At 70.6% G+C, this 24,484-nt stretch carries 23 protein-coding genes; 19 read left to right on the forward strand and 4 right to left on the reverse strand.

The genetic code is table 11. The features are described from left to right. Positions 1–45: 45 nt before the first annotated feature. A complete protein-coding gene (locus tag AB0A94_RS00540; RefSeq protein WP_361737519.1) occupies positions 46–1,071 on the reverse strand; it encodes a chitinase in 1,026 nt (341 codons plus the stop codon). 186 nt (positions 1,072–1,257) lie between these two features. Here AB0A94_RS00540 and AB0A94_RS00545 point away from each other — a divergent pair, with 186 nt between their 5' ends. Genes AB0A94_RS00545 through AB0A94_RS00560 form a run of 4 tightly spaced genes read left to right on the forward strand, consistent with a single transcriptional unit; the run spans position 1,258 to position 5,730 of the window. Next, positions 1,258–1,629, forward strand: coding sequence for a hypothetical protein (locus tag AB0A94_RS00545; RefSeq protein WP_361736650.1), 372 nt, complete (start codon positions 1,258–1,260; stop codon positions 1,627–1,629). Continuing rightward, positions 1,626–3,902 (forward strand): bifunctional polysaccharide deacetylase/glycosyltransferase family 2 protein, encoded by a 2,277-nt coding sequence (locus AB0A94_RS00550; protein WP_361736653.1) that lies wholly within the window; start codon positions 1,626–1,628, stop codon positions 3,900–3,902. Before AB0A94_RS00545 ends, AB0A94_RS00550 begins: the two co-directional genes overlap by 4 nt. Further along, positions 3,902–5,038 carry an acyltransferase gene (locus tag AB0A94_RS00555; protein ID WP_361736656.1) on the forward strand — a complete coding sequence of 379 codons (1,137 nt, stop codon included), beginning with the start codon at positions 3,902–3,904 and terminating at the stop codon, positions 5,036–5,038. The genes AB0A94_RS00550 and AB0A94_RS00555 overlap by 1 nt, the downstream gene beginning before the upstream one ends. Then, positions 5,035–5,730 (forward strand): demethylmenaquinone methyltransferase, encoded by a 696-nt coding sequence (locus AB0A94_RS00560; RefSeq protein WP_361736659.1) that lies wholly within the window; start codon positions 5,035–5,037, stop codon positions 5,728–5,730. The genes AB0A94_RS00555 and AB0A94_RS00560 overlap by 4 nt, the downstream gene beginning before the upstream one ends. Here the strand turns inward: AB0A94_RS00560 and AB0A94_RS00565 are convergent. After that, positions 5,717–6,004, reverse strand: a complete 288-nt coding sequence (locus AB0A94_RS00565) for a PASTA domain-containing protein (RefSeq protein WP_361737522.1) — start codon at positions 6,002–6,004, stop codon at positions 5,717–5,719. The genes AB0A94_RS00560 and AB0A94_RS00565 overlap by 14 nt on opposite strands. A gap of 398 nt (positions 6,005–6,402) precedes the next feature. Between AB0A94_RS00565 and AB0A94_RS00570 the strand changes: the two genes are divergently transcribed. Beyond that, positions 6,403–7,602 (forward strand): transposase, encoded by a 1,200-nt coding sequence (locus AB0A94_RS00570; protein WP_361736662.1) that lies wholly within the window; start codon positions 6,403–6,405, stop codon positions 7,600–7,602. A gap of 34 nt (positions 7,603–7,636) precedes the next feature. Here AB0A94_RS00570 and AB0A94_RS00575 read toward each other — a convergent pair whose 3' ends face one another. Next, positions 7,637–8,143, reverse strand: a complete 507-nt coding sequence (locus tag AB0A94_RS00575) for a GNAT family N-acetyltransferase (RefSeq protein ID WP_361736665.1) — start codon at positions 8,141–8,143, stop codon at positions 7,637–7,639. Positions 8,144–8,240: 97 nt separating this feature from the next. Here AB0A94_RS00575 and AB0A94_RS00580 point away from each other — a divergent pair, with 97 nt between their 5' ends. After that, positions 8,241–9,524 (forward strand): geranylgeranyl reductase family protein, encoded by a 1,284-nt coding sequence (locus tag AB0A94_RS00580; RefSeq protein ID WP_361736668.1) that lies wholly within the window; start codon positions 8,241–8,243, stop codon positions 9,522–9,524. 270 nt (positions 9,525–9,794) lie between these two features. Here the strand turns inward: AB0A94_RS00580 and AB0A94_RS00585 are convergent, their stop codons facing one another. After that, positions 9,795–10,637 carry a C40 family peptidase gene (locus tag AB0A94_RS00585; RefSeq protein WP_361736671.1) on the reverse strand — a complete coding sequence of 281 codons (843 nt, stop codon included), beginning with the start codon at positions 10,635–10,637 and terminating at the stop codon, positions 9,795–9,797. Positions 10,638–10,840: 203 nt separating this feature from the next. Here AB0A94_RS00585 and AB0A94_RS00590 point away from each other — a divergent pair, with 203 nt between their 5' ends. The 13 genes from AB0A94_RS00590 (at position 10,841) to nuoL (ending at position 24,481) form a co-directional block, all read left to right on the forward strand. Beyond that, positions 10,841–11,107, forward strand: a complete 267-nt coding sequence (locus tag AB0A94_RS00590; RefSeq protein ID WP_361736674.1) for a hypothetical protein — start codon at positions 10,841–10,843, stop codon at positions 11,105–11,107. A 397-nt stretch (positions 11,108–11,504) separates the two neighbouring features. Then, complete coding sequence (locus AB0A94_RS00595) at positions 11,505–11,864, forward strand: NADH-quinone oxidoreductase subunit A (protein WP_003974383.1); 360 nt, start codon at positions 11,505–11,507, stop codon at positions 11,862–11,864. Between the two features lie 13 nt (positions 11,865–11,877). Further along, entirely contained in the window at positions 11,878–12,432 is a 555-nt protein-coding gene (locus tag AB0A94_RS00600; protein WP_005313804.1) for an NADH-quinone oxidoreductase subunit B, read from the forward strand. Beyond that, the gene (locus tag AB0A94_RS00605) at positions 12,429–13,181 is read left to right on the forward strand and encodes an NADH-quinone oxidoreductase subunit C (protein WP_361736678.1); all 753 of its coding nucleotides are present in this window, start codon (positions 12,429–12,431) and stop codon (positions 13,179–13,181) included. The genes AB0A94_RS00600 and AB0A94_RS00605 overlap by 4 nt, the downstream gene beginning before the upstream one ends. Then, positions 13,178–14,554 (forward strand): NADH-quinone oxidoreductase subunit D, encoded by a 1,377-nt coding sequence (locus AB0A94_RS00610; protein WP_361736681.1) that lies wholly within the window; start codon positions 13,178–13,180, stop codon positions 14,552–14,554. Before AB0A94_RS00605 ends, AB0A94_RS00610 begins: the two co-directional genes overlap by 4 nt. Next, entirely contained in the window at positions 14,551–15,471 is a 921-nt protein-coding gene (gene nuoE, locus AB0A94_RS00615; RefSeq protein ID WP_361736684.1) for an NADH-quinone oxidoreductase subunit NuoE, read from the forward strand. The genes AB0A94_RS00610 and nuoE overlap by 4 nt, the downstream gene beginning before the upstream one ends. Then, complete coding sequence (nuoF, locus tag AB0A94_RS00620) at positions 15,468–16,820, forward strand: NADH-quinone oxidoreductase subunit NuoF (protein ID WP_361736688.1); 1,353 nt, start codon at positions 15,468–15,470, stop codon at positions 16,818–16,820. Before nuoE ends, nuoF begins: the two co-directional genes overlap by 4 nt. Then, a complete protein-coding gene (locus AB0A94_RS00625) occupies positions 16,817–19,345 on the forward strand; it encodes an NADH-quinone oxidoreductase subunit G (protein ID WP_361736691.1) in 2,529 nt (842 codons plus the stop codon). The genes nuoF and AB0A94_RS00625 overlap by 4 nt, the downstream gene beginning before the upstream one ends. After that, positions 19,342–20,718, forward strand: coding sequence for an NADH-quinone oxidoreductase subunit NuoH (gene nuoH, locus AB0A94_RS00630; protein ID WP_361736694.1), 1,377 nt, complete (start codon positions 19,342–19,344; stop codon positions 20,716–20,718). The genes AB0A94_RS00625 and nuoH overlap by 4 nt, the downstream gene beginning before the upstream one ends. Beyond that, positions 20,711–21,352, forward strand: coding sequence for an NADH-quinone oxidoreductase subunit NuoI (gene nuoI, locus AB0A94_RS00635; protein ID WP_361736697.1), 642 nt, complete (start codon positions 20,711–20,713; stop codon positions 21,350–21,352). The genes nuoH and nuoI overlap by 8 nt, the downstream gene beginning before the upstream one ends. Beyond that, complete coding sequence (locus AB0A94_RS00640; protein WP_361736700.1) at positions 21,349–22,206, forward strand: NADH-quinone oxidoreductase subunit J; 858 nt, start codon at positions 21,349–21,351, stop codon at positions 22,204–22,206. The genes nuoI and AB0A94_RS00640 overlap by 4 nt, the downstream gene beginning before the upstream one ends. Beyond that, positions 22,203–22,502, forward strand: a complete 300-nt coding sequence (nuoK, locus tag AB0A94_RS00645) for an NADH-quinone oxidoreductase subunit NuoK (protein WP_004927567.1) — start codon at positions 22,203–22,205, stop codon at positions 22,500–22,502. Before AB0A94_RS00640 ends, nuoK begins: the two co-directional genes overlap by 4 nt. 14 nt (positions 22,503–22,516) lie before the next feature. After that, the gene (gene nuoL / locus AB0A94_RS00650) at positions 22,517–24,481 is read left to right on the forward strand and encodes an NADH-quinone oxidoreductase subunit L (RefSeq protein WP_361736703.1); all 1,965 of its coding nucleotides are present in this window, start codon (positions 22,517–22,519) and stop codon (positions 24,479–24,481) included. The last annotated feature ends 3 nt before the right edge of the window (positions 24,482–24,484 follow it).

A 24,484-nucleotide genomic window follows, 5' to 3' on the forward strand; every position in this document is an offset into this window, starting at 1 on the left:
GGCACCGGTTCCGTGGCGGCACCGGTTCCGTGGCGGCGCCGGTCCTCACCCCGCGAACGCCTCCCCGAACGCCCCGTCCTCCTGCTCCACCCCGCTGCAGTTCGTCAACGCGTCGTCCGCGGAGGCGTCCTCGCCGCACTCCTTGTCCCGGAACGTCGACCACATCGACACCCACGCGACGCCCTTCTCCTCCGCGAAGGCCCGCACCTCCGCCGCGTCCGCGAGCGTGAACGTCTCCCCCTCCACGTCGTTGACGCCGAGCATCGAGGTGAGCGCCATGCCCCGCCAGGCGGCGGCCTCGGACAGCCCGAAGACGTCCTGGAGCTGGGTGTTCGCGGCCCCGGCGGCGGTGCGGGCGTAGTCGCCCATGTCACCGTCGTAGGACTCGCCGTAGTTCATCGTCATGAGGTTGACGGTGGCGACCCGGACGCCGTGGTCGTTGGCGGACGCCAGCAGGGCCAGCCCGTCCTCGTCGAGCCCCGAGGGCATGACCGGGAGCGTGAACGAGACCTCCAGGTCGGTGCGTTCCTCCTGGAGCAGCGCGATCGCCTCCGAACGCAGGTCCACGGAGGCGGAGTCGGCGAGTTCGTCGCCCTCGACGTCGAAGTCGGCGCGGGTGGCGCCGGCCGCGTCCAGCGCCGTGCCGTACGCCTCCGCCAGCTCGGCCGCGGTGTCGCAGGTGGCCGCCAGTTCGTCGCCGGAGGCGCCGCCGAAGGAGACGCGGACGTCGGCGCCGGACCCGGTGAGCCCCGCGATCCGGGACGTCACGGTCGCGTCGTCGATGTCCTGGGTGCCGTTCCAGTACGGGGTGCAGCCGCTGCCGGAGGAGATCACGAACGCCAGGTTGTACGTCGTGGGGGAACCCGCCGCGTCGGTGTCGGAGGCCGCGACGGCACTGACGTACGGCGCGTACGCGGTGACCGGCGCGGACGACGACGAGGCCGAGGGGGCGGGGTCCGCCGGGGCCGCGTCCGTCGTGGTGCCCCCGGCGGAACAGCCCGCGGTGGCCGCGACCAGGGCCAGGGCCGGGAGGAGGGCGAGCCCGGCAACGGACTTCAGTGGACCGCGCATCATGCTCGTTCCCTTCATGAGACGTCGGGTGGACGGTCAACGTGACACAGGGGTCTGTGCGCTTCCTGAGGATGTGCGCCCGGTTCCGGGTGATTCTCAGGGGACGGAGAGGTTCGCGGCCTTCCCACGGGAGACTCACAGGAAGCACCGGGTTTTCCCCACACAACGGCCCCTACCGTCCGGGCCATGCATTCCGATCCCGCCATCGAAAGCCGCGCCGCCGCGCGCGGCCGTCGCCGCAAACGCCGCAACGGGCCCGGTGAGGGGCCCGTCTTCGTCGACTCCTCCGGACGCCGGGCCAGGCTGCTGCGCCGGATCGGCCTGCTCCTGGGAACCGTCTGCGCCGGGTACGCGGTCGTGCTGGGGACGGCCTTCATGGGCATCGGCACCTCGGTCACACCGGCCTCGCTGCTGCCGTTCGGGGGCGGGCAGGGGGAGGCCGCTCCCGGTGGCGGCGCGGGACCGCGCGGCGGGACGGCCCCGACCGGCACACCGCCGTCCCCGCCGGCCGGCACTCCGAGCGCCACCGCCGTCCCCACCCCCTCGGCGACCTCATGACCGCCGCGCCCCCCGCGCGCGGCCGGCGCCGCGCCCCCACCCGCATCGAGCGCGCCGCCGGGCGCGCCGCCGCGCTGCACCGGCCGCGGGTCCTCCTCGCGCTGCTCCTCCTGCTCGCCCTGACCTGCGTGATGCTGCTCGACGGCTATCTGCGCGCCGAGGTCGGCGACGACCAGCGGGTCCGCACCGGGGCCTCGTCCTCCGAGGTGCCCGACGAGGTCCTCGACGGCGGCCCGATCCTCACCTTCCCCGGCGGGCAGGCCGAGACCACCTCCGTCCCGGACAGGACGATCGTGCTCACCTTCGACGACGGACCGGACCCCACCTGGACGCCGAAGGTCATGGAGGTCCTGGAGGAGTACGACGTACCCGGCACGTTCTTCGTGGTCGGCTCGATGGTGTCGCGCCACCCCGACATCGTGGAGGACCTGGTCGAGCAGGGCCACGAGATCGGCGTCCACACCTTCACGCACGTCGACCTGTCGTACCAGAGCTCCTCCCGCGTCACCCGGGAGATGGAGCAGACCCAGCTCGCGCTCGCGGGCGCGGCCGGGATCACCACCACGCTGTTCCGGGCGCCGTACTCCTCCAAGACGGACGCCGTCGACAACTACAGCTGGCAGGTCTACCAGCAGCTCGGCGAGGACGGGTACACCAGCGTCTTCATCGACACCGACAGCGAGGACTGGAAGGAGCCGGGCGTCGCGAAGATCGTCGAGGGGGCCACCCCGGAGGACGGGGAGGGTGCCTCGGTGCTCTTCCACGACTCCGGCGGCGACCGCACGCAGACCCTCGCGGCGCTGTCGAAATACATCGAGAAGATGCAGGCGAAGGGCTACGGCTTCACCACCGTCAGCGGCGCCATGGCCGAGCAGCAGCAGCCCGCCGGTGGATCCGGAGCCGACGGAGCCGGGGTCGACGGATCCGGAGCGGGCGGACCCGCCGCCGGTGCCCCGTCCGGCACCGGCAACGTGCTCCAGGCCTCCCACCGCACCGCCACCGGCGCGACCCTCTACGAGGGCAAGGCGCTCGTCGCGGCCGTCGCCGTCGCCGAGTGGACGGTGCCCGCGCTCTCGGCCGGCCTGGTGATCGTGGGCGTGGCCGTCATGGGGCGGTTCGGGCTGATGCTCGTCCTCGCCCGGCGCCACCACCGGCAGCGCAACAGACGCCGCTTCGGCTGGGGGCCGCCCGTCACCCGGCCGGTCAGCGTGATCGTCCCGGCGTACAACGAGAAGGAGTGCATCGAGAACACCCTGCGGTCGCTGGCCGGGAGCACCCACCCGATCGAGATCGTCGTCGTCGACGACGGCTCCACGGACGGCACGGCGGAGCTCGCCGAGGCGCTCGGCCTGCCCAATGTCCGGGTGATCCGGCAGGAGAACGCGGGCAAGCCGGCCGCCCTGAACAACGGCATCCGCAGCGCCCGGCACGACATCGTCGTGATGATGGACGGCGACACCGTCTTCGAACCGGACACCGTGGGCCGCCTGGTGCAGCCCTTCGCCGACCCGGCGGTGGGCGCCGTCGCGGGCAACGCCAAGGTCGGCAACCGCTCCACGCTCATCGGCGCCTGGCAGCACATCGAGTACGTGATGGGCTTCAACCTCGACCGGCGCATGTACGACCTGCTGCGCTGCATGCCCACCATCCCCGGCGCGATCGGCGCGTTCCGCCGCGAGGCCGTGCTCCAGGCGGGCGGGATGAGCGAGGACACCCTCGCCGAGGACACCGACGTCACCATCGCGCTGCACCGCGCGGGATGGCGGGTCGTCTACGAGGAGCACGCGCGCGCGTGGACCGAGGCCCCCCGGTCGCTGCGGCAGCTGTGGTCGCAGCGCTACCGCTGGTCGTACGGCACCATGCAGGCGCTGTGGAAGCACCGCAAGTCCCTGACGGACAAGGGGCCCTCGGGGCGCTTCGGGCGGGTCGGCATGCCCCTGGTGGTGCTCTTCCAGGTCGTCACGCCGGTGTTCGCGCCGCTCATCGACGTGTTCACCGTGTACTCGATGCTCTTCGTCGACTTCGAGGCCGCCCTGCTGGCCTGGTGCGCCGTCCTGGGAGTGCAGCTGGTGTGCGCCGCGTACGCCTTCCGGCTCGACCGGGAGAAGTACCGGTACCTGCTGATGATGCCGCTGCAGCAGCTCGCGTACCGGCAGATGATGTACCTCGTCCTCATCCACTCCTGTGTCACCGCCCTGACCGGCGGCCGGCTGCGCTGGCAGAAGCTGAAGCGGACGGGCGAGGTCGGGATGCCGGCGGGGACGGGCGGCTGATGGGAGCGCACCGCAAGGGGGCCGTACGGGCCGTACGGGCCGAAAGCCCGGAACCGGAGGCCCCGGCGGCCCCGGAGGCCCCGGCAGCTCCCGCGGGCCGTGACGGGTACTTCGACCTCCTGCGCGTGGTGGCCCTCGTCCGGGTGGTCGCGTACCACACCTTCGGCTGGGCCTGGGCCGGCCTGGTCTTCCCGTCGATGGGGGTGATGTTCGGGCTGGCCGGCACCCTGATGGCCAGGTCGCTGCGGCGCCCCGCGCTCACGGTGATCCGGAGCCGGGTCCGCCGTCTGCTGCCGCCGTTCTGGTTCTGGGGCCTCTTCGTGGTCACCGCGATGCTGGTGCACGGCTGGATGCCGGGGTGGCAGATCGTGTACTGGATCGTTCCGCTCGGCGATCCGCCGGGCAGCGCCTGGGCCGAACAGGCCTGGGACATCGTCTGGTACCTGCGGACGTACCTGTGGTTCGTGCTGCTCTCCCCGCTGCTGCTGCGGGTGCTGCGGCTGGCCCCGGTCGTGGTGCTGGCGCTGTCGCTCGTCCCGGTCGTCGTCCTCACGTACGTGTGGCAGCCGCCGGAGGGCCGGTTCGGCAGCGCCCTCACCGACCTCGTGACCTTCCTGTTCTGCTGGCTCCTCGGCTTCGCCCACCACGACGGGGTGCTCGGGCGGCTGCGCCCCCTCGTCGTCACCGTGGCGTCGCTCGCCGCACTCGCCTACGGCGGCTGGTACGCCCTCGCCCACCAGTCCGCGTACGGCGGCACCTACGACCTGGACGACAACCCGCTCGCGCAGGCCTTCTGGTCGGCCGGATTCGTGACGCTGCTGATGTACGCCAAGGAGTACGCGGGCCTCGTGGGGCCGTCCCGTTCCCGGCTGGTCGCCGTGTTCAACGCGCGCGCCGTGACGATCTACCTCTGGCACGAACTGGCGCTGATCCTGGCCGTGCCGCTGATCGACCGGTTCTGGGAGGTGCCCGCGTTCGAGGCGCACCTGCCGCTGGAGAGCCGGTGGTTCCTGTTCGGCGTCGGCTGGGTCCTGATCGGCGGCTTCGTCCTCGCGTGCGGCTGGGTCGAGGACGTCGCCGCGCGCCGGAAGCCGACGCTCCTGCCCGGTGGGCGGGCTGCAAGAATGGGCGCGTGACCCGCGCATCCCTGGACAAGCAGCCGCACGAAGTCGCCTCGATGTTCGACGACGTCGCGGAACGATACGACCTGACGAACGACGTGCTGTCCCTCGGCCAGGACCGGCGATGGCGCAAGGAGGTCGCGAAGGCCGTCGACGCCCGGCCCGCGCAGAAGGTCCTGGACCTGGCGGCCGGCACGGGCACCTCGTCGATGCCCTTCGCCCGCGCCGGCGCCTACGTCGTGCCCTGCGACTTCTCCCAGGGCATGCTCCGGGTCGGCAAGCGGAACAACGCCTGGCTCCCGTACACGGCCGGCGACGCGACCCGGCTGCCCTTCAAGGACGACGTCTTCGACGCCGTCACCATCTCCTTCGGGCTGCGCAACGTGCAGGACACGGACGCGGCCCTGCGCGAGATGCACCGGGTGACCCGGCCCGGCGGGCGGATCGTCATCTGCGAGTTCTCGCACCCGACGTGGGCGCCGTTCCGCACCGTCTACACCGAGTACCTGATGCGCGCGCTGCCGCCGGTCGCCCGGTCGGTGTCGTCCAACCCGGACGCGTACGTCTACCTCGCCGAGTCCATCCGCGACTGGCCCGACCAGCCCGCGCTGGCCGGACGGCTGCAGGGCGCCGGCTGGTCGAAGGTGGCGTGGCGCGACCTCACGGGCGGAGTGGTGGCGCTGCACCGGGGGTTCAAGGAGAGCTGAGCACCACCGCGCGGGGGAGGGCGGGCTCCTCCAGCTCCCGCCGGAACCCGCCCGCGGGCGGCACCGGCCCGCGCGGCTCGCGCACTCCGCCGCCGCCCTCGCCCTCACCGAGGTCGAACCACACGTGGACCACGGAGTCCCGCGGCACCTCCGTGCCGGGCTGCGGATACTGGCGTACGACGTAGTCGACGACGGCGCGCTGGAAGTCCGGCCGGTCCGGGGCGTCGACGGACAGGCCCCGTGCCCGGGCCGACTCGCGCGCGTCCACGGCCATCAGCCCGACCAGGCGCGGCACGCGCACTTCGGGTGTCGGTGTCCCGGGTGTCCTGCGCACGGACGTCACCCCCCAAGCGGTACCGGCAGAGTAGACCCGTGCCGTGCCCGCCGGAAGCTTTACGTGGCTTTCCGTGACAATTGATTACTTTGGGTGACTTTCGGTTGTTGGGCTCACCTGGCCTTTTGCGATGAGGCCCGGCATTCACGCTGGAGTGGGGGCACCCCTGGCTTGCGGGAGAGGGCCGCATACCGCGCGCAGCGGAGCCGGGTGAATGCGAACGCGCGTTCCGTTGGTCGATGGGCGGGGTGATTGTGGCGGGAGATATGTGCGGGAGTGCGGGGCTCGTACGTACGGTCAGTGGGTCGGGAGTCGGCTGATCGGAACAGAGGCAGGGGGTGCGGGCTGTGGGGGAGGCGGTTGGGCGTGCTCGGTACACCTACCGGTTGCGGGTGTCGGCCACTGCCCGTGCGGGGTTGGAGGGGGAGTGGGGGCGGTGTCGGTGGCTGTGGAACGAGTGTGTGGCCCGTTCCAGGAAGGCCTACGCCGAGGGGGAGGTATGCGGTCCGGCCCGGCTGGACGGGATGCTGACGCGGGCCCGTGGGGTGACGCCGTGGCTGTCCGAGGGTGCCTCGGTGCCGCAGCAGCAGGTCATTCGTGACTTCGCCGTCTCCCGCGCGAAGGCATTGAAGGACATCAGGAACCGGCTACCGGTGAAGCGGCGGGCCGGGATGCCCCGGCACAAGAAGCGGCGCGGGAGTGACCCGTCGCTGAACTACACGCGGCGTGGTTTCCGCCTCAGGGACGGGCGCCTGCACTTGGCGGGTGGGATCGTCCTGACCGTGGTGTGGTCGCGTCCTCTCCTGGCCGAGCCGTCGAGCGTGCGGGTCTACCGCGATGGTCTCGGGCACTGGTACGCCTCGTTCGTCGTCCCCGCCCCGATTGAGCCGCTGCCGCCGACCGGTGAGGTGATCGGCGTCGACTGGGGCGTGAAGGAGACGGCCACCACCACCTCCGACGCCCACGACCTGCCCCACCCCTGCCACGGCCTCAAGACACAGCAGAAGCTGTCCCGCTATGACCGGATGATGGCCCGCCGCAAACCAACGAAGAAGGGGCAGGCGGGGTCGAAGGGGTACCGGGAGGCGAAGCGGTGGCGGGCGAAGACGTACGCGAAGATCGCCCGACAGCGGCAGGACACCGCCCGCAAGTGGGCGAAGAAGGTTGTGCGGGACCACGATGTGATCGCGGTGGAGGACTTCCGGCCGAAGTTCCTCGCCCGCACCTCGATGGCCCGTAAGGCCGCCGACGCCGCAATCGGCGCCACCCAACAGGCCCTGGTCGAGATGGGTCGCAAACACGCCCGGGACGTACGGCTGGTACATCCCGCGCACACCACCATGGACTGCGCGCGGTGCGGAGCGAGAGCCAAGCACGCCCTGCCGCTGTCGGAACGCACCTACACCTGCACCGCGTGCGGAGCCGTCTCCCCGAGGGACAAGAACTCCGCCCGCGTGATGCTTCTCCGGGCAGGTCTGGACCCGGCTGGTGTCGAGGGCGCAAGACCTCCCGGAGCGCCGCTCCGGGAGGCGGCCTGAGCCAGGAATCCCCTCCCGTCAGGGAGGAGAGCAGTCAAAGGTCCAGCCGGTAGCAGTGGGCCTCCCGCGGGCCGGACGCGAGCGTGAACGTCTCGGCGAGGCGCATCCCGAGCCGCCGGGTGACCGCTATGGAACGGGAGTTACGGGCGTCCACCATCGCCACCACGCCCTTCAGGCCCGCCGCCGTCACCCGCTCCAGCGTCTGCCGGGCCGCCGCGGTGACGTACCCCTTGCCCCAGTGCTCCCGCGCGAGCCGCCAGCCGATCTCGATCTCGCCCGTGGGTCCCCAGTCGCGCTCCCACGGCTGGGCGCCGGTGAAGCCGATGACCCGGCCGGACTCGTCGAGCATGCTCCACAGGCAGAAGCCGAGCTGGGCGTCGTGGCGGCGCTGGCGGGCGGTGAGCTCCTCGTAGACCGACAGCTCCGCCGACGCGCCGCCGTGGAACTCCATGACGTCCGGGTCGTCGAAGATCCGGTGCCAGGCGAAGGCGTCCTCGTGGGTGGGGACGCGCAACCGTACAGCGGGGAGAGCTCGGTTCACGGGGCAGCCCTTCAGCCGGGTGATCAATCGTGCTGAATAGACTGCCCGTGTCCAGTGCCGGTCGGCACGCAGATTTCGAACTTGGGGAGATCCCGCCGTGACCGAGCCCCTCTCCGACAACACCGCCGATGTGATCGTCGTGGGCGCGGGGCCAGCCGGCTCCACCACCGCCTACCACCTGGCCCGGTCCGGACTCGACGTGCTCCTGCTGGAGAAGACCGAGTTCCCGCGGGAGAAGGTCTGCGGCGACGGCCTCACCCCGCGCGCCGTGAAGCAGCTGGTGTCGATGGGCATCGACATCTCCGAGGAGGCCGGCTGGCTGCGCAACAAGGGCCTGCGCATCATCGGCGGCGGTGTCCGCCTCCAGCTGGACTGGCCGGATCTCGCCTCCTTCCCCGACTACGGACTGGTCCGCAAGCGCGACGACTTCGACGAGCAGCTCGCCCGGCAGGCCCAGAAGGCGGGCGCCCGGCTGTACGAGCGCTGCAACGTGAGCGCGCCGATCGTCGACGACCGCACCGGGCGCATCACCGGTGTGAAGGCCAGGCTCGGCGAGGACAAGCAGGAGGTCACCTTCCACGCCCCGCTGGTCGTGGCCGCCGACGGCAACTCCACCCGGCTGTCCCTGGCGATGGGCCTGCACCGCCGCGAGGACCGCCCGATGGGCGTCGCGGTCCGCACGTACTTCACCTCGCCCCGCCACGACGACGACTACCTGGAGTCCTGGCTGGAGCTGTGGGACCGCCGCGGTCCGCAGGACCGGCTGCTGCCCGGCTACGGCTGGATCTTCGGCATGGGCGACGGGACGAGCAACGTCGGCCTCGGCGTGCTCAACACCTCGGACTCCTTCAAGGAGCTGGACTGGCGCGAGGTCCTCAAGGCCTGGTGCGCGTCCATGCCGGAGGACTGGGGCTACACCCCGGACAACATGACCGGCCCGATCCGCGGCGCCGCGCTCCCCATGGCCTTCAACCGCCAGCCGCACTACACGCGCGGCCTGCTGCTGGTCGGCGACGCGGGCGGTCTGGTGAACCCCTTCAACGGCGAGGGCATCGCCTACGCCATGGAGTCCGGGCAGATCGCCGCCGACGTGATCGTCCAGGCCCACGCGCGGGCCACCCCGGCCCAGCGGGAGATCGCGCTCCAGCGCTATCCGCGGGTGCTGAAGGACACCTACGGCGGTTACTACACGCTCGGCCGGGCCTTCGTGAAGCTCATCGGCAACCCGAAGGTCATGCAGATCGCCGCCCAGCGCGGACTGACGCACCCGATGCTGATGAGGTTCACCCTGAAGCTGCTCGCCAACCTGACGGACCCGACGGGCGGCGACGCGATGGACCGCATCATCAACGGTCTGAGCAAGGTGGCGCCGAAGGCGTGAGTGAGCGCCCGCGCGGCGTGAAGCCGTGAGCGGCGCCGTGGACGGCCGGGGCCCGGAGGACGGACCCCGGCCGTCGGCGTACGCGCCGGGGCGCCGTGAGGGGCCGTCACGGGGCTGCACGGTGTTCGGCCGGTGCGTACCGGGACCGTCAACCCGCCCGAGCGGCGGGACGATTCGGGCAATCGGGCGATCTCAACCCGATGTGCGGGCACACCGGAGGGCCGCTGCCCCCGAGCGGCAGCGGCCCTCCGGCCCATGACGGGACGCGGCTCAGAGCACGCGCACGGCACCCGACGCGGGGTAGCCGGAAAGGTCCTGGATGACGACGCCCTTGGAGGGGTTGGCGGCGTCCAGGTACTGGCCGCCTCCGATGTAGACACCCACGTGGTACGCGGAACCCTTGCCGCCCCAGTAGAGGATGTCGCCGACCTGGAGGTTGGACAGCGAGACGTCGGTGCCGGCCATCGACTGGTCCTGCGAGACGCGCGGCAGGTCGACGCCGACCTGCTTGAACGCGGCCTGGACCAGGCTGGAGCAGTCCCAGGCGTTGGGGCCCGAGGCGCCCATGACGTAGGCGTCGCCCACCTGCGCCTTGAGGAAGGCGATGACCGTGGCGACGCTGCCGCTGGCGGGCGCGGAGGCGGTCGTGGTGGTGGCGGCGGCGGTGGTGGTGGTGAGGGTGGTGCGCTCGGCGTCACGGGCGGCGCGCTCGGCGGCGGCCTTGCGGGCCTCCTCGGCGGCCTTCTTCTTCGCCTCGGCCTTCTTCTTGGCCACGGCGAGGTCGGCCTTGGCCTCCTTGGCGGCCTTCTCCGCGGCCGCGTCACGCTCGGCCTGCAGCTGGTAGTTCGCGGCGGCCTGCTGGGTGGCGTCCGCGGACTGGGCGACCTGGGCGGCCAGGTCAGCCGTCAGGGTGGGCAGTTCGAGGGTCTGCGTCACCGGCTCGGCAGCGTTCGCCGAACCCGACGCCCCGGCCACTGCCAGGGTGCTGAGGACGCCACCGGCAACGCCGGCCCGCATCGCGATCGCGGACGACGCGGTACGGCGGGGTTTCCGGTGGCTGCGTATGTGAGCGGTGTGGGACATGGGAACAACCGGTACCAGGCGCTGCTTCATATCTTCAAGAAACGTGTGCTGCGCCACAGTTGTTCAACCGGGGCTCAGAATCCCGGGCGTGTCGCTTTTTATTGACGCCCTAACGGACATTGCGGGCGCCCGTGATCAGCCCGTGATCACGTACTTTCATCGTTACGTCCGAATTGCCCCGCGCTTACCACTGGTTGGACTGGTTGGCCAATCCCTCCTCTCATGCGCCTCTCATGAATGTGGCGGAGGTCACGGAACGGTTGCCCGCGCCGTCGCGTCCGGGAGCTCCGGTCGCACTCCGGCCGGCCGGCGGGATCGACGCGGGGGCCGACGACTGGATCAATGGCTGGATCGACGACTCGATCAACGGCTGGAGCGGTGGCTGGATCGACGACTGGATCAATGGCTGGATCGACGGCCGGGGCGGCAGTCGGGGCGGTGGCCGGATCGCGGCGTCGGGACTTCGTGAACGCGTGCACACGTCCACATCCCGTTCCTGACCCCCTCTGACGTGTGAACGTTCCTCTATCAAGAGATCGAGTCCAGCACCAATTTGCATGCGCGGGAAGCTTCTTGATATGGAGACGGCCCGTTTGAGCTGCGCTGACGAGGCAAAATGTCACCTTTGGTGATCGGGTGGATGCTTGGCGTGTGAAGATCACTGCTCATCCGACTTCATGATCGTTCGTCAGGTGGTGGAGATCACAAAGCTTGTGCAATACCCCGTGTCGCAGATCACAGACCCACGGGCATAAGATGCGGAGCGGTTGGGCTTGTGACCTGCTTCACATGTTCTCGATCTTCGCCGGGGCGGGCGTGGTTCGTGGGGCTGTTGAGGCCGGATCGGCCCGACGCACAACCGCCACAGTCAGTGCCGACTGAGAGGAGCGAGGAGCGGTGAACGCGTATGCGCCCATCCTCGTACTGGGAGCCCTCGGGGCAGGCTTTGCGATCTTCTCCGTGGTCATGGCCACGCTGATCGGTCCGAAGCGGTACAACCGCGCCAAGCTCGAGGCCTACGAGTGCGGTATCGAACCGACCCCCACGCCGGCCGGCGGCGGGCGCTTCCCCATCAAGTACTACCTGACGGCGATGCTCTTCATCATTTTCGATATCGAGATCGTCTTCCTCTACCCCTGGGCCGTCACCTTCGACGCCCTGGGGATTTTCGGGCTCGTGGAGATGCTGCTCTTCGTGCTCACCGTCTTCGTCGCGTACGCGTACGTATGGCGGCGCGGCGGCCTGGAATGGGACTGAGGGGCCTTTAGCCATGGGACTCGAAGAAAAGCTGCCGAGCGGATTCCTGCTGACCACCGTCGAGCAGGCCGCGGGCTGGGTGCGCAAGTCGTCCGTCTTCCCCGCCACGTTCGGCCTCGCCTGCTGCGCCATCGAGATGATGACCACCGGCGCCGGCCGCTACGACCTGGCGCGCTTCGGCATGGAGGTCTTCCGCGGCTCACCGCGGCAGGCGGACCTCATGATCGTCGCCGGGCGGGTCAGCCAGAAGATGGCGCCGGTGCTGCGGCAGGTCTACGACCAGATGCCGAACCCCAAGTGGGTGATCTCCATGGGGGTCTGCGCCTCCTCGGGCGGCATGTTCAACAACTACGCGATCGTGCAGGGCGTCGACCACATCGTCCCGGTCGACATCTACCTCCCCGGCTGCCCGCCCCGCCCCGAGATGCTGATGGACGCCATCCTCAAGCTCCACCAGAAGATCCAGGGCTCCAAGCTCGGCGTGAACGCCGAGGAGGCGGCCCGCGAGGCGGAGGAGGCGGCGCTCAAGGCCCTGCCCACGATCGAGATGAAGGGGCTGCTGCGATGAGCGACGCGAACGGCGCGAACGGGTCGGACGGGGTCAACCCCGAGAAGGACCTGTCCGCCGAGAACCTCCCCGGCCAGCGCGGACAGGGCGGCGAGGAGATCCGCGTCCAGCGCGGCATGTTCGGCGCCGCGGGCGGCGGCGACACCTCCGGCTACGGCGGACTGGTCCGCTCGGTCCGGCTCCCGGGACCGGCGTCCCGCCCCTACGGCGGCTGGTTCGACGAGGTCGCCGACGAGCTGGAGGGAGCCCTGGAGGAGCAGGGCCTGCTCCCGGAGAACGCCATCGAGAAGACGGTCGTCGACCGCGGCGAGCTCACCTTCCACATCGAGCGCGAGCACCTGGTCCGGGTCGCCCGCACCCTGCGCGACGACCCCGCCCTGCGCTTCGAGCTGTGCACCGGAGTCAGCGGCGTGCACTACCCGAACGACAAGGGCCGCGAGCTGCACGCCGTCTACCACCTGCGCTCGATCACCCACAACCGGCTGATCCGCCTGGAGGTCAGCGCCCCCGACAGCGACCCGCACATCCCGTCGCTGTTCTCGGTCTATCCGACGAACGACTGGCACGAGCGCGAGACGTACGACTTCTTCGGCATCGTCTTCGACGGTCACCCGGCCCTGACGCGGATCATGATGCCGGACGACTGGCAGGGCCATCCGCAGCGCAAGGACTATCCCCTCGGCGGCATCCCCGTCGAGTACAAGGGCGCCCAGATCCCGGCTCCGGACCAGCGGAGGTCGTACTCATGAGCACTCCCAACCCGTCGCCCGGCCACCACCCCTCATCGAGTCCCTTCGGGACCACCTCTTCGGTGGCCTCCCCCCGGGAGACCACCGAGGGCACCGTATACACGGTCACCGGCGGAGACTGGGACGAGGTCGTCGAGACCGCGGCCCGCGCCGACGACGAGCGCATCGTCGTCAACATGGGGCCGCAGCACCCGTCCACCCACGGAGTGCTCCGTCTGATCCTGGAGATCGACGGCGAGACGGTCACCGAGGCCCGCTGCGGCATCGGCTACCTCCACACCGGCATCGAGAAGAACCTCGAGTACCGCACGTGGACCCAGGGCACCACGTTCGTGACGCGCATGGACTACCTGACGTCGTTCTTCAACGAGACGGCGTACTGCCTCGCGGTCGAGAAGCTCCTCGGCATCGAGGACCAGGTGCCCGACCGGGCCTCGGTCATCAGGGTGCTCCTGATGGAGCTGAACCGGCTCTCCTCCCACCTGGTGTGCATCGCCACCGGCGGCATGGAGCTCGGCGCCACCACGATCATGATCTACGGATTCCGTGATCGTGAACTCATTCTCGACCTCTACGAGCTCATCACCGGGCTCCGCATGAACCACGCGTACATCCGCCCCGGCGGACTCGCCCAGGACCTGCCGCCCGGCGCGGTGGACCGGATCCGCGAGTTCGTGAGGACGATGAGGAAGAACCTCCCGGAGTACGACAAGCTCGCCACCGGGAACCCCATCTTCAAGGCCCGCATGCAGGACGTCGGCTACCTGGACCTGGCCGGCTGCATGGCCCTCGGCGCCACCGGCCCGATCCTGCGCTCCACCGGCCTGCCGCACGACCTGCGCAAGGCGCAGCCGTACTGCGGATACGAGACCTACGACTTCGAGGTCCCGACCGCCGACACCTGCGACTCCTACGGCCGCTTCCTGATCCGGCTGGAGGAGATGCGCCAGTCGCTGCGCATCGTCGAGCAGTGCCTGGACCGGCTCCAGCCCGGACCGGTCATGGTCGCCGACAAGAAGATCGCCTGGCCCGCCCAGCTCGCCCTGGGACCGGACGGACTGGGCAACTCCCTCGACCACATCAAGAAGATCATGGGCACCTCCATGGAGGCCCTGATCCACCACTTCAAGCTGGTCACCGAGGGCTTCCGCGTCCCGCCGGGACAGGCGTACGCGGCGGTCGAGTCACCCAAGGGCGAGCTCGGGGCGCACGTCGTCTCCGACGGCGGCACCCGCCCCTACCGGGTCCACTTCCGCGACCCGTCCTTCACCAACCTGCAGGCCATGGCGGCGATGTGCGAGGGCGGCCAGGTCGCCGACGTCATCGTCGCCGTCGCGTCCATCGACCCCGTGATGGGAGGCGTCGACCGGTGACCACCTCTTCTTCGGAGCGGTCCGAGCGGGGCGTCAGCCTGGGCATGCCCGAACTGCCCGCGCCCGCCTACCCGGACGACGTCCGGGCCCGGCTGGAGGCCGACGCGCGCGAGGTCATCGCCCGCTACCCGGACTCCCGGTCCGCCCTCCTGCCGCTGCTGCACCTGGTGCAGTCGGAGGAGGGCCACGTCACGCGCACCGGGATGCGGTTCTGCGCGGACGTGCTCGGCCTGACCACCGCGGAGGTGACCGCGGTCGCCACCTTCTACACCATGTACCGGCGCAAGCCGAGCGGTGACTACCAGGTCGGGGTGTGCACCAACACCCTGTGCGCCGTCATGGGCGGCGACGCGATCTTCGAGGAGCTCCAGGAGCACCTGGGCGTCGGCAACGGTGAGACCACCGACGACGGCAAGGTGACCCTGGAGCACATCGAGTGCAACGCGGCCTGCGACTTCGCGCCCGTGGTGATGGTGAACTGGGAGTTCTTCGACAACCAGACACCCGAGAGCGCCAAGCGCATGGTCGACGACCTGCGCGCCGGCCGCCCGGTCGCGCCCACCCGCGGGGCGCCCCTGTGCACGTTCAAGGAGACCGCCCGCATCCTGGCCGGCTTCCCCGACGAGCGCGAGGGAGCGGTCGAGGCCACCGGGAGCGCGGGCCCCGCCTCCCTGATCGGTCTGAAGCTGGCCAAGGGGGAGGCCGCACCCGCGCGTGTGGTGCACCCGCGCGGTGAGGCGCCCCGGGACACCCCGCCGCACGAGCCGTCACCGACGGAGCACCTCAGCTCGCACGACGCGCCGCAGGCCACGTCGGCCTCCGACCCGGCCCACCCGTCACCCACCACCACCCGTGAAGGAGAGGCTTCGCCCCGCCCCTCCGGTTCGGAGGGTCCCGTCGCCGAGGAGGGGGAGTGATGACCTTGGCACCCGAACTCAAGGACATGAGCCCGGAGAAGCTGCTCGCACCCGTGCTGTCGGCCTTCTGGGACGAGGACGAGTCCTGGACGCTGGACGTCTACAAGAGGCACGAGGGGTACGAGGGGCTCCGCAAGGCGCTCGCCATGTCACCGGACGACGTCATCGCGTACGTCAAGGAGTCCGGTCTGCGCGGGCGCGGCGGCGCCGGCTTCCCGACGGGGATGAAGTGGCAGTTCATTCCCCAGGGGGACGGAAAACCCCACTACCTGGTGGTCAACGCCGACGAGTCGGAGCCCGGAACGTGCAAGGACATTCCGCTCCTCTTCGCGAACCCGCACAGCCTCATCGAGGGCATCGTCATCGCCTGCCATGCCATCAGGTCGTCTCACGCCTTCATCTATCTGCGTGGTGAAGTCGTCCCCGTTCTGCGGCGGTTGCACGAGGCCGTGCGCGAGGCCTACGCGGCCGGCTTCCTCGGCGAGAACATCCTGGGCAGCGGACTCGACCTCGAACTCACCGTGCACGCGGGCGCGGGCGCGTACATCTGCGGTGAGGAGACCGCACTGCTCGACTCGCTCGAAGGCCGCCGGGGTCAACCGCGGCTCCGTCCCCCCTTCCCTGCCGTCGCGGGCCTCTACGCGTGCCCGACTGTGGTGAACAACGTCGAGTCGATCGCGTCGGTTCCCGCCATCATGAACCGGGGCAAGGAATGGTTCCGCTCGATGGGCAGCGAGAAGTCGCCCGGCTTCACGCTCTATTCCCTCAGCGGCCACGTCGCGAACCCCGGACAGTACGAGGCGCCCCTCGGCATCACGCTGCGCCAGCTGCTGGAGATGAGCGGCGGGATGCGGCCGGGCCACCGGCTGAAGTTCTGGACGCCCGGCGGCTCCTCGACGCCGATGTTCACCGACGAGCACCTCGACGTCCCTCTCGACTACGAAGGAGTGGGCGCCGCGGGTTCCATGCTCGGCACGAAGGCCCTGCAGTGCTTCGACGAGACGACCTGTGTCGTCCGCGCCGTCACCCGCTGGACCGAGTTCTACGCCCACGAGTCCTGCGGCAAGTGCACACCCTGCCGCGAGGGCACGTACTGGCTGGTCCAGCTGCTGCGCGACATCGAGGCCGGCAAGGGACGGACGGCCGACCTCGACAAGCTGAACGACATCGCCGACAACATCAACGGCAAGTCCTTCTGCGCCCTCGGCGACGGCGCCGCCTCGCCGATCTTCTCCTCGCTCAAGTACTTCCGCGAGGAGTACGAGCAGCACATCACGGGCCGGGGCTGCCCCTTCGACCCGGCCAGGTCGACGGCCTGGGCCGACCACCGTACGGAGGTGAACGCATGACCGTTCAGCAGTCCACAAGCGGCTCCGCCGCGGGCGAGCGCTCCTCCGGAGGCGGAGAGGCGGCGGTCCCGCCCGAGGACCTCGTGACGCTGACCATCGACGGCGCCGAGATCAGCGTGCCCAAGGGCACCCTGGTCATCCGGGCCGCCGAGCAGCTCGGCATCGAGATCCCCCGGTTCTGCGACCACCCGCTCCTCGACCCGGCGGGCGCCTGCCGCCAGTGCATCGTCGAGGTCGAGGGCCAGCGCAAGCCCATGGCGTCCTGCACCATCACCTGCACCGACGGGATGGTGGTGAAGACCCAGCTCTCCTCGCCGGTCGCGGAGAAGGCCCAGAAGGGTGTGATGGAGCTGCTGCTCATCAACCACCCGCTGGACTGCCCGGTCTGCGACAAGGGCGGCGAGTGCCCGCTGCAGAACCAGGCGATGTCGCACGGCAACGCCGAGTCCCGCTTCGAGGGCAGGAAGCGCACCTACGAGAAGCCCGTCCCGATCTCCACGCAGGTGCTGCTCGACCGTGAGCGGTGCGTGCTGTGCGCACGCTGCACCCGGTTCTCCAACCAGGTCGCGGGCGACCCGATGATCGAGCTGATCGAGCGGGGCGCGCTCCAGCAGGTCGGCACCGGCGAGGGCGACCCCTTCGAGTCGTACTTCTCCGGCAACACCATCCAGATCTGCCCGGTCGGCGCGCTCACCTCGGCGGCGTACCGGTTCCGCTCCCGCCCCTTCGACCTGATCTCGTCGCCGTCGGTGTGCGAGCACTGCTCCGGCGGCTGCGCCACCCGCACCGACCACCGGCGCGGCAAGGTCATGCGGCGGCTCGCCGCACACGACCCCGAGGTCAACGAGGAGTGGATGTGCGACAAGGGACGCTTCGCGTTCCGGTACGCGCAACTGCGGGACCGCCTCGACACGCCGCTGGTGCGCAACCCGGAGGGCGAGCTGGAGCCGGCGTCCTGGCCGGACGCGCTGCGGATCGCGGCGCAGGGCCTGCTGGCCTCGCGCGGCCGCACCGGTGTCCTGACCGGCGGCCGGCTCACCGTCGAGGACGCCTACGCGTACAGCAAGTTCGCGCGGGTGGCGCTCGCCACCAACGACATCGACTTCCGCGCGCGCGTGCACAGCGCCGAGGAGGCCGACTTCCTCGCCGCGCGGGTCGCGGGCCGCGGCCGCGATCTCGACGGTACGGGCGTCACGTACACGCACCTGGAGAAGGCGCCCGCGGTCCTGCTGGTCGGGTTCGAGTCCGAGGAGGAGGCGCCCGGCGTCTTCCTGCGGCTGCGCAAGGCCTGGCGGAAGCACGGACAGAAGACCTTCGCCCTGGCCACGTACGCCACGCGCGGGCTCGAGAAGGCCGGCGGCACGCTGCTGCCGGCGGCTCCCGGGACCGAGACCGAGTGGCTGGACGCCCTGGCCGGCGGCGTCGGCCTGGAGGGCGACGGGGCCAGGGCCGCCGAGGCGCTGCGGGGCGAGGGCGCGGTCATCGTCGTCGGCGAGCGGCTGGCGGCCGTACGGGGCGGCCTGACCGCGGCCGTCCGGTTCGCCGCCGCCACCGGCGCGCGGCTGGTGTGGATCCCGCGCCGGGCCGGGGAGCGCGGCGCCGTGGAGGCGGGCGCGCTGCCGGCGCTGCTGCCCGGCGGCCGCCCGTCGACCGACCCGCGCGCGCGTGAGGAGGTCGCCGCCCTCTGGGGCGTGGCGGAACTGCCGCACCGCTACGGCCGCGACACCGGACAGATCGTCGAGGCGGCGGCACGCGGTGAGCTCCAGGCGCTGTTGGTCGCGGGCGTGGAGGTCACCGACCTGCCCGACCCGGCACGCGCGCGTGCCGCGCTCGCCGAGGCCGGGTTCGTGGTGTCGCTGGAGCTGCGGCCCAGCGAGGTCACCGCGCTCGCCGACGTCGTCCTGCCGGTCGCCGCGGTCGCGGAGAAGGCCGGCACCTTCCTCAACTGGGAAGGCCGGGTCCGCATGTTCGAGGCGGCACTCAAGCCCGACCAGATGACCCGGCGGACCGCGCCCACCGACGCGCGCGTGCTGCAGATGCTGGCCGACGCCATGGACGTCCACCTGGGACTGCCGGACCTGCGCACCATCCGCGCGGAGCTCGACCGGCTCGGCACCTGGGACGGCCCCCGGGCCACCGACCCGCTGGAGACCGCGGGCGCACTGCCCCGGCCGGCCGCCGGGGAGGCCGTGCTCGCCGGGCACCGGCTGCTGCTCGACGAGGGCGTCCTGCAGCGGGGCGACGAGGCGCTCGCCGGCACCCGGCACGCCGCCCGCGCGCGCGTGTCGGCCGCCACGGCCGCCGAGGCCGGCGTCAAGGACGGCGACCTGCTCGCGGTGACCGGCACCGAGGGAACGGTCGAGCTGCCCCTGGCCGTCACCGAGATGCCCGACCGCGTGGTGTGGCTCCCGCTGAACTCCGTCGGCGGCGGCGTCGCCTCCGGCACCGGGGCCCTGCCCGGCTCACTCGTCCGTATCGGCCCGGCGACCCTCGCCGACGAGGCCCCCGAGGAGGTGGAGGCATGAGCCCGTACCTCGCCGCTGAAGACCTCTCGATGTTCGGCCGCGATCCCTGGTGGCTGATCGTCCTCAAGGCGGTGTTCTGCTTCGCCTTCCTGATGGTGACCGTGCTGATCTCCATCGTCATGGAGCGCAAGGTCGTCGCCTGGATGCAGCTGCGCATCGGCCCCAACCGGCACGGCCCCTGGGGCATGCTCCAGTCGCTCGCCGACGGCGTGAAGCTGATGCTCAAGGAGGACGTCGTCGTCAAACGCGCGGACAAGGCGGTGTACGTCCTCGCGCCGATCGTGGCGGCCATTCCGGCCTTCATGGCGTTCGCGGTGATCCCCTTCGGCCCGGCCGGCAACGAGGTCTCGGTCTTCGGCCACCGCACCACCATGCAGCTGACCGACCTGCCGATCGCGATGCTGTACATCCTCGCGGTCGCCTCGGTCGGCATCTACGGCATCGTCCTGGCGGGCTGGAGCTCCGGCTCCACCTACCCGCTCCTCGGCGGTCTGCGCTCCTGCGCGCAGATGATCTCGTACGAGATCGCCATGGGCGCCGCGTTCGCCTCCGTGTTCCTGTACTCGGGGTCGATGTCGACGTCGACGATCGTCGAGGCGCAGGCCGACCGCTGGTACGTCCTGCTGCTGCCGGTCTCCTTCCTCATCTACATCGTGACGATGGTCGGCGAGACCAACCGCGCCCCGTTCGACATGCCGGAGTCCGAGGGCGACCTGGTCGGCGGCTTCAACACCGAGTACTCGTCGATCAAGTTCGCGATGTTCATGCTCGCCGAGTACGTCAACATGGTGACCGTCTCGGCCGTCGCCGTGACCCTCTTCCTGGGCGGCTGGCGGGCCCCGTGGCCCGTCAGCACCTTCTGGGAGGGCGCGAACCACGGCTGGTGGCCGATGCTCTGGTTCACCGGCAAGCTGCTGACCCTGCTGTTCGGCTTCGTCTGGCTGCGCGGCACGCTCCCGCGCGTGCGCTACGACCAGCTGATGAAGCTCGGCTGGAAGGTCCTCATCCCGGTCTCCCTGGTGTGGCTGATGCTCGTCGCCACCGTGCGGGCGCTGCGGAACGAGGGCTACGACTTCGCCGACATCGCCCTCTACATCGCCGCGGGCGTCCTCGCCCTCCTGCTGCTGTCCTTCGTCGCCGACCTGTTCCGCGGCAAGGGGAAGGAGGAGGGACGGCCCGTCGAGGGCCCGCCCGCCTTCGACCCCATGGGCGGCGGATTCCCCGTACCGCCGCTGCCGGGACAGGAGCTGCCGCCGGTGCCGCGACGCCGTCCGCGCCGGGAGCGGGAGCTGATTGTCAGTGGTGCCCCCGATACTCAGAGTGACGGATCTCCGGTCGGATCCACGGATGGAAAGGAGGCGTCCGATGGCTGAGGAGCCCAAGGGGACCGAGCCCGGTTTCCTGAACCCCGTGGCCGGCTTCGGCGTGACCTTCAAGGCCATGTTCAAGAAGCGGCTGACCGAGCAGTACCCGGAGCAGCAGAAGACCACCGCTCCGCGTTTCCACGGACGGCACCAGCTCAACCGCCATCCGGACGGCCTGGAGAAGTGCGTCGGCTGCGAGCTGTGCGCCTGGGCCTGCCCCGCCGACGCGATCTACGTCGAGGGCGCGGACAACACCGACGAGGAGCGCTACTCGCCCGGCGAGCGGTACGGCCGCGTCTACCAGATCAACTACGCCCGCTGCATCCTGTGCGGGCTGTGCATCGAGGCGTGCCCCACGCGCGCGCTGACGATGACCAACGAGTTCGAGCTGGCGGACTCCAGCCGCGCCAACCTCATCTACACCAAGGAGCAGCTGCTCGCCGGTCTGGAGGAGGGCATGGTCGACTCCCCGCACGCCATGTACCCGGGCACCGACGAACAGGACTACTACCGGGGCCTGGTGACCGAGGCCGCGCCCGGTACGGAGCAGCAGGTCGCCCACTCCAAGGGGGAGGTCGTGCAGGAGGCCGCCTCGACCTTCGGCCCGGAGGAACCGGCGTCGGAGGAGGTGATCGAGCGATGACCGGGCAGCTCGCCGCCGCGGCGACTCTCTCTGCCGGCACCTCCACCGGAGAGGCCTTCCAGTTCTGGGTCCTCGGCACGGTCGCCGTGATCGGCGCCCTGTGCACCGTCTTCATGAAGCGGGCCGTGCACAGCGCGCTCTGCCTCGCCGGCACCATGATCGTCCTGGCGGTGTTCTACCTCGCCAACGGCGCCTACTTCCTGGGCGTCGTCCAGATCGTCGTCTACACCGGCGCGATCATGATGCTGTTCCTGTTCGTGGTGATGCTCGTCGGCGTCACCGCGGCGGACTCCCTGAAGGAGACCATCAAGGGCCAGCGCTGGCTGGCCCTGCTGTGCGGTCTCGGCTTCGGCATCCTGCTGGTCGGCGGGATCGGGAACGCCTCGCTCAGCGAGTTCAACGGCATCGGCGAGGCGAACGCGGGCGGCAATGTGGAGGGCCTGGCGGCCCTCCTGTTCACCAAGTACGTCTTCGCCTTCGAGATCACCGGCGCCCTGCTCATCACGGCCGCCGTCGGCGCCATGGTGCTCACCCACCGCGAGCGCACCGAGCGCCCGAAGACGCAGCGGGAGCTGGCCGAGCAGCGCGTCCGCGACGGCAAGTACCTGCCGCCGCTGCCGGCACCGGGCGTGTACGCCCGGCACAACGCCGTGGACATCGCGGGCCTGCTGCCCGACGGCACCCCGTCGGACCTCACCGTCAGCAAGACGCTGCGGGAGCGCGGCCAGATCCGTGACGTGTCGCAGGAGGCGATCAACGACCTGCGGGTGATGGAGCAGCGCGCTCAGGAGCGCCTGGAGCGCACCGCGATCGACGCGCCGACCTTCAAGCGGGCCGAGGAGGCGTCGAAGTGAACCCCGTCAACTACCTGTACCTGGCCGCGCTGCTGTTCACGATCGGCGCCACCGGCGTACTGATCAGGCGCAACGCGATCGTCGTGTTCATGTGCGTCGAGCTCATGCTCAACGCCTGCAACCTCGCGTTCGTCGCCTTCTCCCGGATGCACGGCAACCTCGACGGCCAGATCATCGCGTTCTTCACGATGGTCGTCGCCGCCGCGGAGGTCGTGGTCGGGCTGGCGATCATCGTGTCCCTGTTCCGTTCCCGCCACTCGGCCTCGGTCGACGACGCCAGCCTGATGAAGCTGTGAGGGGCTGCTGAATCGTGGAGAACCTGATTGCGCTGCTGGTGGCGGCGCCCCTGCTCGGAGCGGTGGTCCTGCTGTGCGGCGGACGCCGGCTGGACGCCGTCGGCCACTGGATCGGCACGCTGCTCGCGGCCGTCTCCTTCGTGCTCGGCCTGGTGCTGTTCACCGACCTGCTGGGCAAGGGCGCCGAGGAACGCACCGTCACGCAGCACCTGTTCAGCTGGATCCCGGTGGAGGGCTTCCAGGCCGACGTCGCCTTCCGGCTCGACCAGCTGTCGATGACGTTCGTCCTGCTGATCACCGGCGTCGGCTCGCTGATCCACCTGTACTCCGTCGGGTACATGGAGCACGACGAGCGGCGCCGCCGCTTCTTCGGCTACCTGAACCTGTTCCTCGCGGCGATGCTGATCCTCGTCCTCGCCGACAACTACCTGCTGCTGTACGTCGGCTGGGAGGGCGTCGGTCTCGCCTCCTACCTGCTGATCGGCTTCTGGCAGCACAAGCCCAGCGCGGCGACGGCGGCGAAGAAGGCCTTCCTGGTCAACCGCGTCGGCGACATGGGCCTGTCCATCGCGATCATGCTGATGTTCCTGTGGTTCGGCACCTTCGCCTTCGGGCCGGTGCTCGGCACCCTGGAGGAGCCCGGTCTCGCCGGGCAGGCCGGCGAGGGCAAGCTCACCGCGATCGCGCTGATGCTGCTGCTCGCCGCCTGCGGCAAGTCCGCCCAGGTGCCGCTGCAGTCCTGGCTCGGGGACGCGATGGAGGGCCCGACCCCCGTCTCGGCCCTGATCCACGCCGCGACCATGGTGACGGCGGGCGTCTACCTGATCGTCCGCTCCGCCGCCGTCTTCAACGGCGCCCCGGACGCCCAGCTGGTCGTCACCATCGTCGGCGCGGTCACGCTGCTGTTCGGTGCGATCGTCGGTTGCGCGAAGGACGACATCAAGAAGGCGCTGGCCGGCTCGACCATGTCGCAGATCGGCTACATGGTCCTCGCCGCGGGCCTCGGCCCCATCGGCTACGTCTTCGCGATCATGCACCTGGTGACGCACGGCTTCTTCAAGGCCGGGCTGTTCCTCGGCGCGGGTTCGGTCATGCACGGCATGAACGACGAGGTCGACATGCGCCGCTACGGCGGCCTCCGTAAGTACATGCCGGTCACGTTCGTCACCTTCGGCCTCGGCTACCTCGCCATCATCGGCTTCCCGGGCCTGTCCGGCTTCTTCTCCAAGGACAAGATCATCGAGTCGGCGTTCGCCAAGGGCGGCACCGAGGGCTGGATCCTCGGCGCCTGCGCCCTGCTGGGCGCGGCCATCACCGCGTACTACATGACGCGCGTGATGCTGATGACGTTCTTCGGCGAGGAGCGCTGGCGCAACGCGCCGACGCCGTCCCCGGCCCAGCCGGACGTGGAGCCCGCCGCCCGGACGCGCGGTGAGTACGAGCCGCCGCACCCGCACGAGTCCCCGAAGGTCATGACGATCCCGATGATCGTGCTGGCCGTCGGGTCGGTCGCGGGCGGTGCCTTCTTCAGCATCGGCGACCGCTTCATGCACTGGCTGGAGCCCGTCACCGGGCACGACCACGGGCACGCGCCGATCAGCGCCCTGACGGTGACCGCCGCCACGGTGGCCGTGATGGTCATCGGCGTGGCGGTCGCCTGGGCCCAGTACGGGCGCCGTCCGGTGCCGGCCGTCGCCCCGCGCGGGTCGCTGCTCACCCGGGCCGCCCGGCGCGACCTGCTCCAGGACGACTTCAACCACGTGGTCCTGGTCCGCGGCGGTGAGCACCTCACCCGCTCCCTGGTGTACGTCGACCACACCCTGGTCGACGGGGTCGTCAACGGCACGGCGGCCTCCATGGGCGGCCTGTCCGGACGGATGCGCAGGCTGCAGAACGGCTTCGCGCGGTCCTACGCGGTCTCCATGTTCGGCGGCGCGGCGGTCCTGGTCGCCGCGACCCTGCTGATGAGGGCGGTCTGATAC

It is taken from the genome of Streptomyces sp. NPDC044984 (genome assembly GCF_040646935.1).
Lineage (GTDB): Bacteria > Actinomycetota > Actinomycetes > Streptomycetales > Streptomycetaceae > Streptomyces.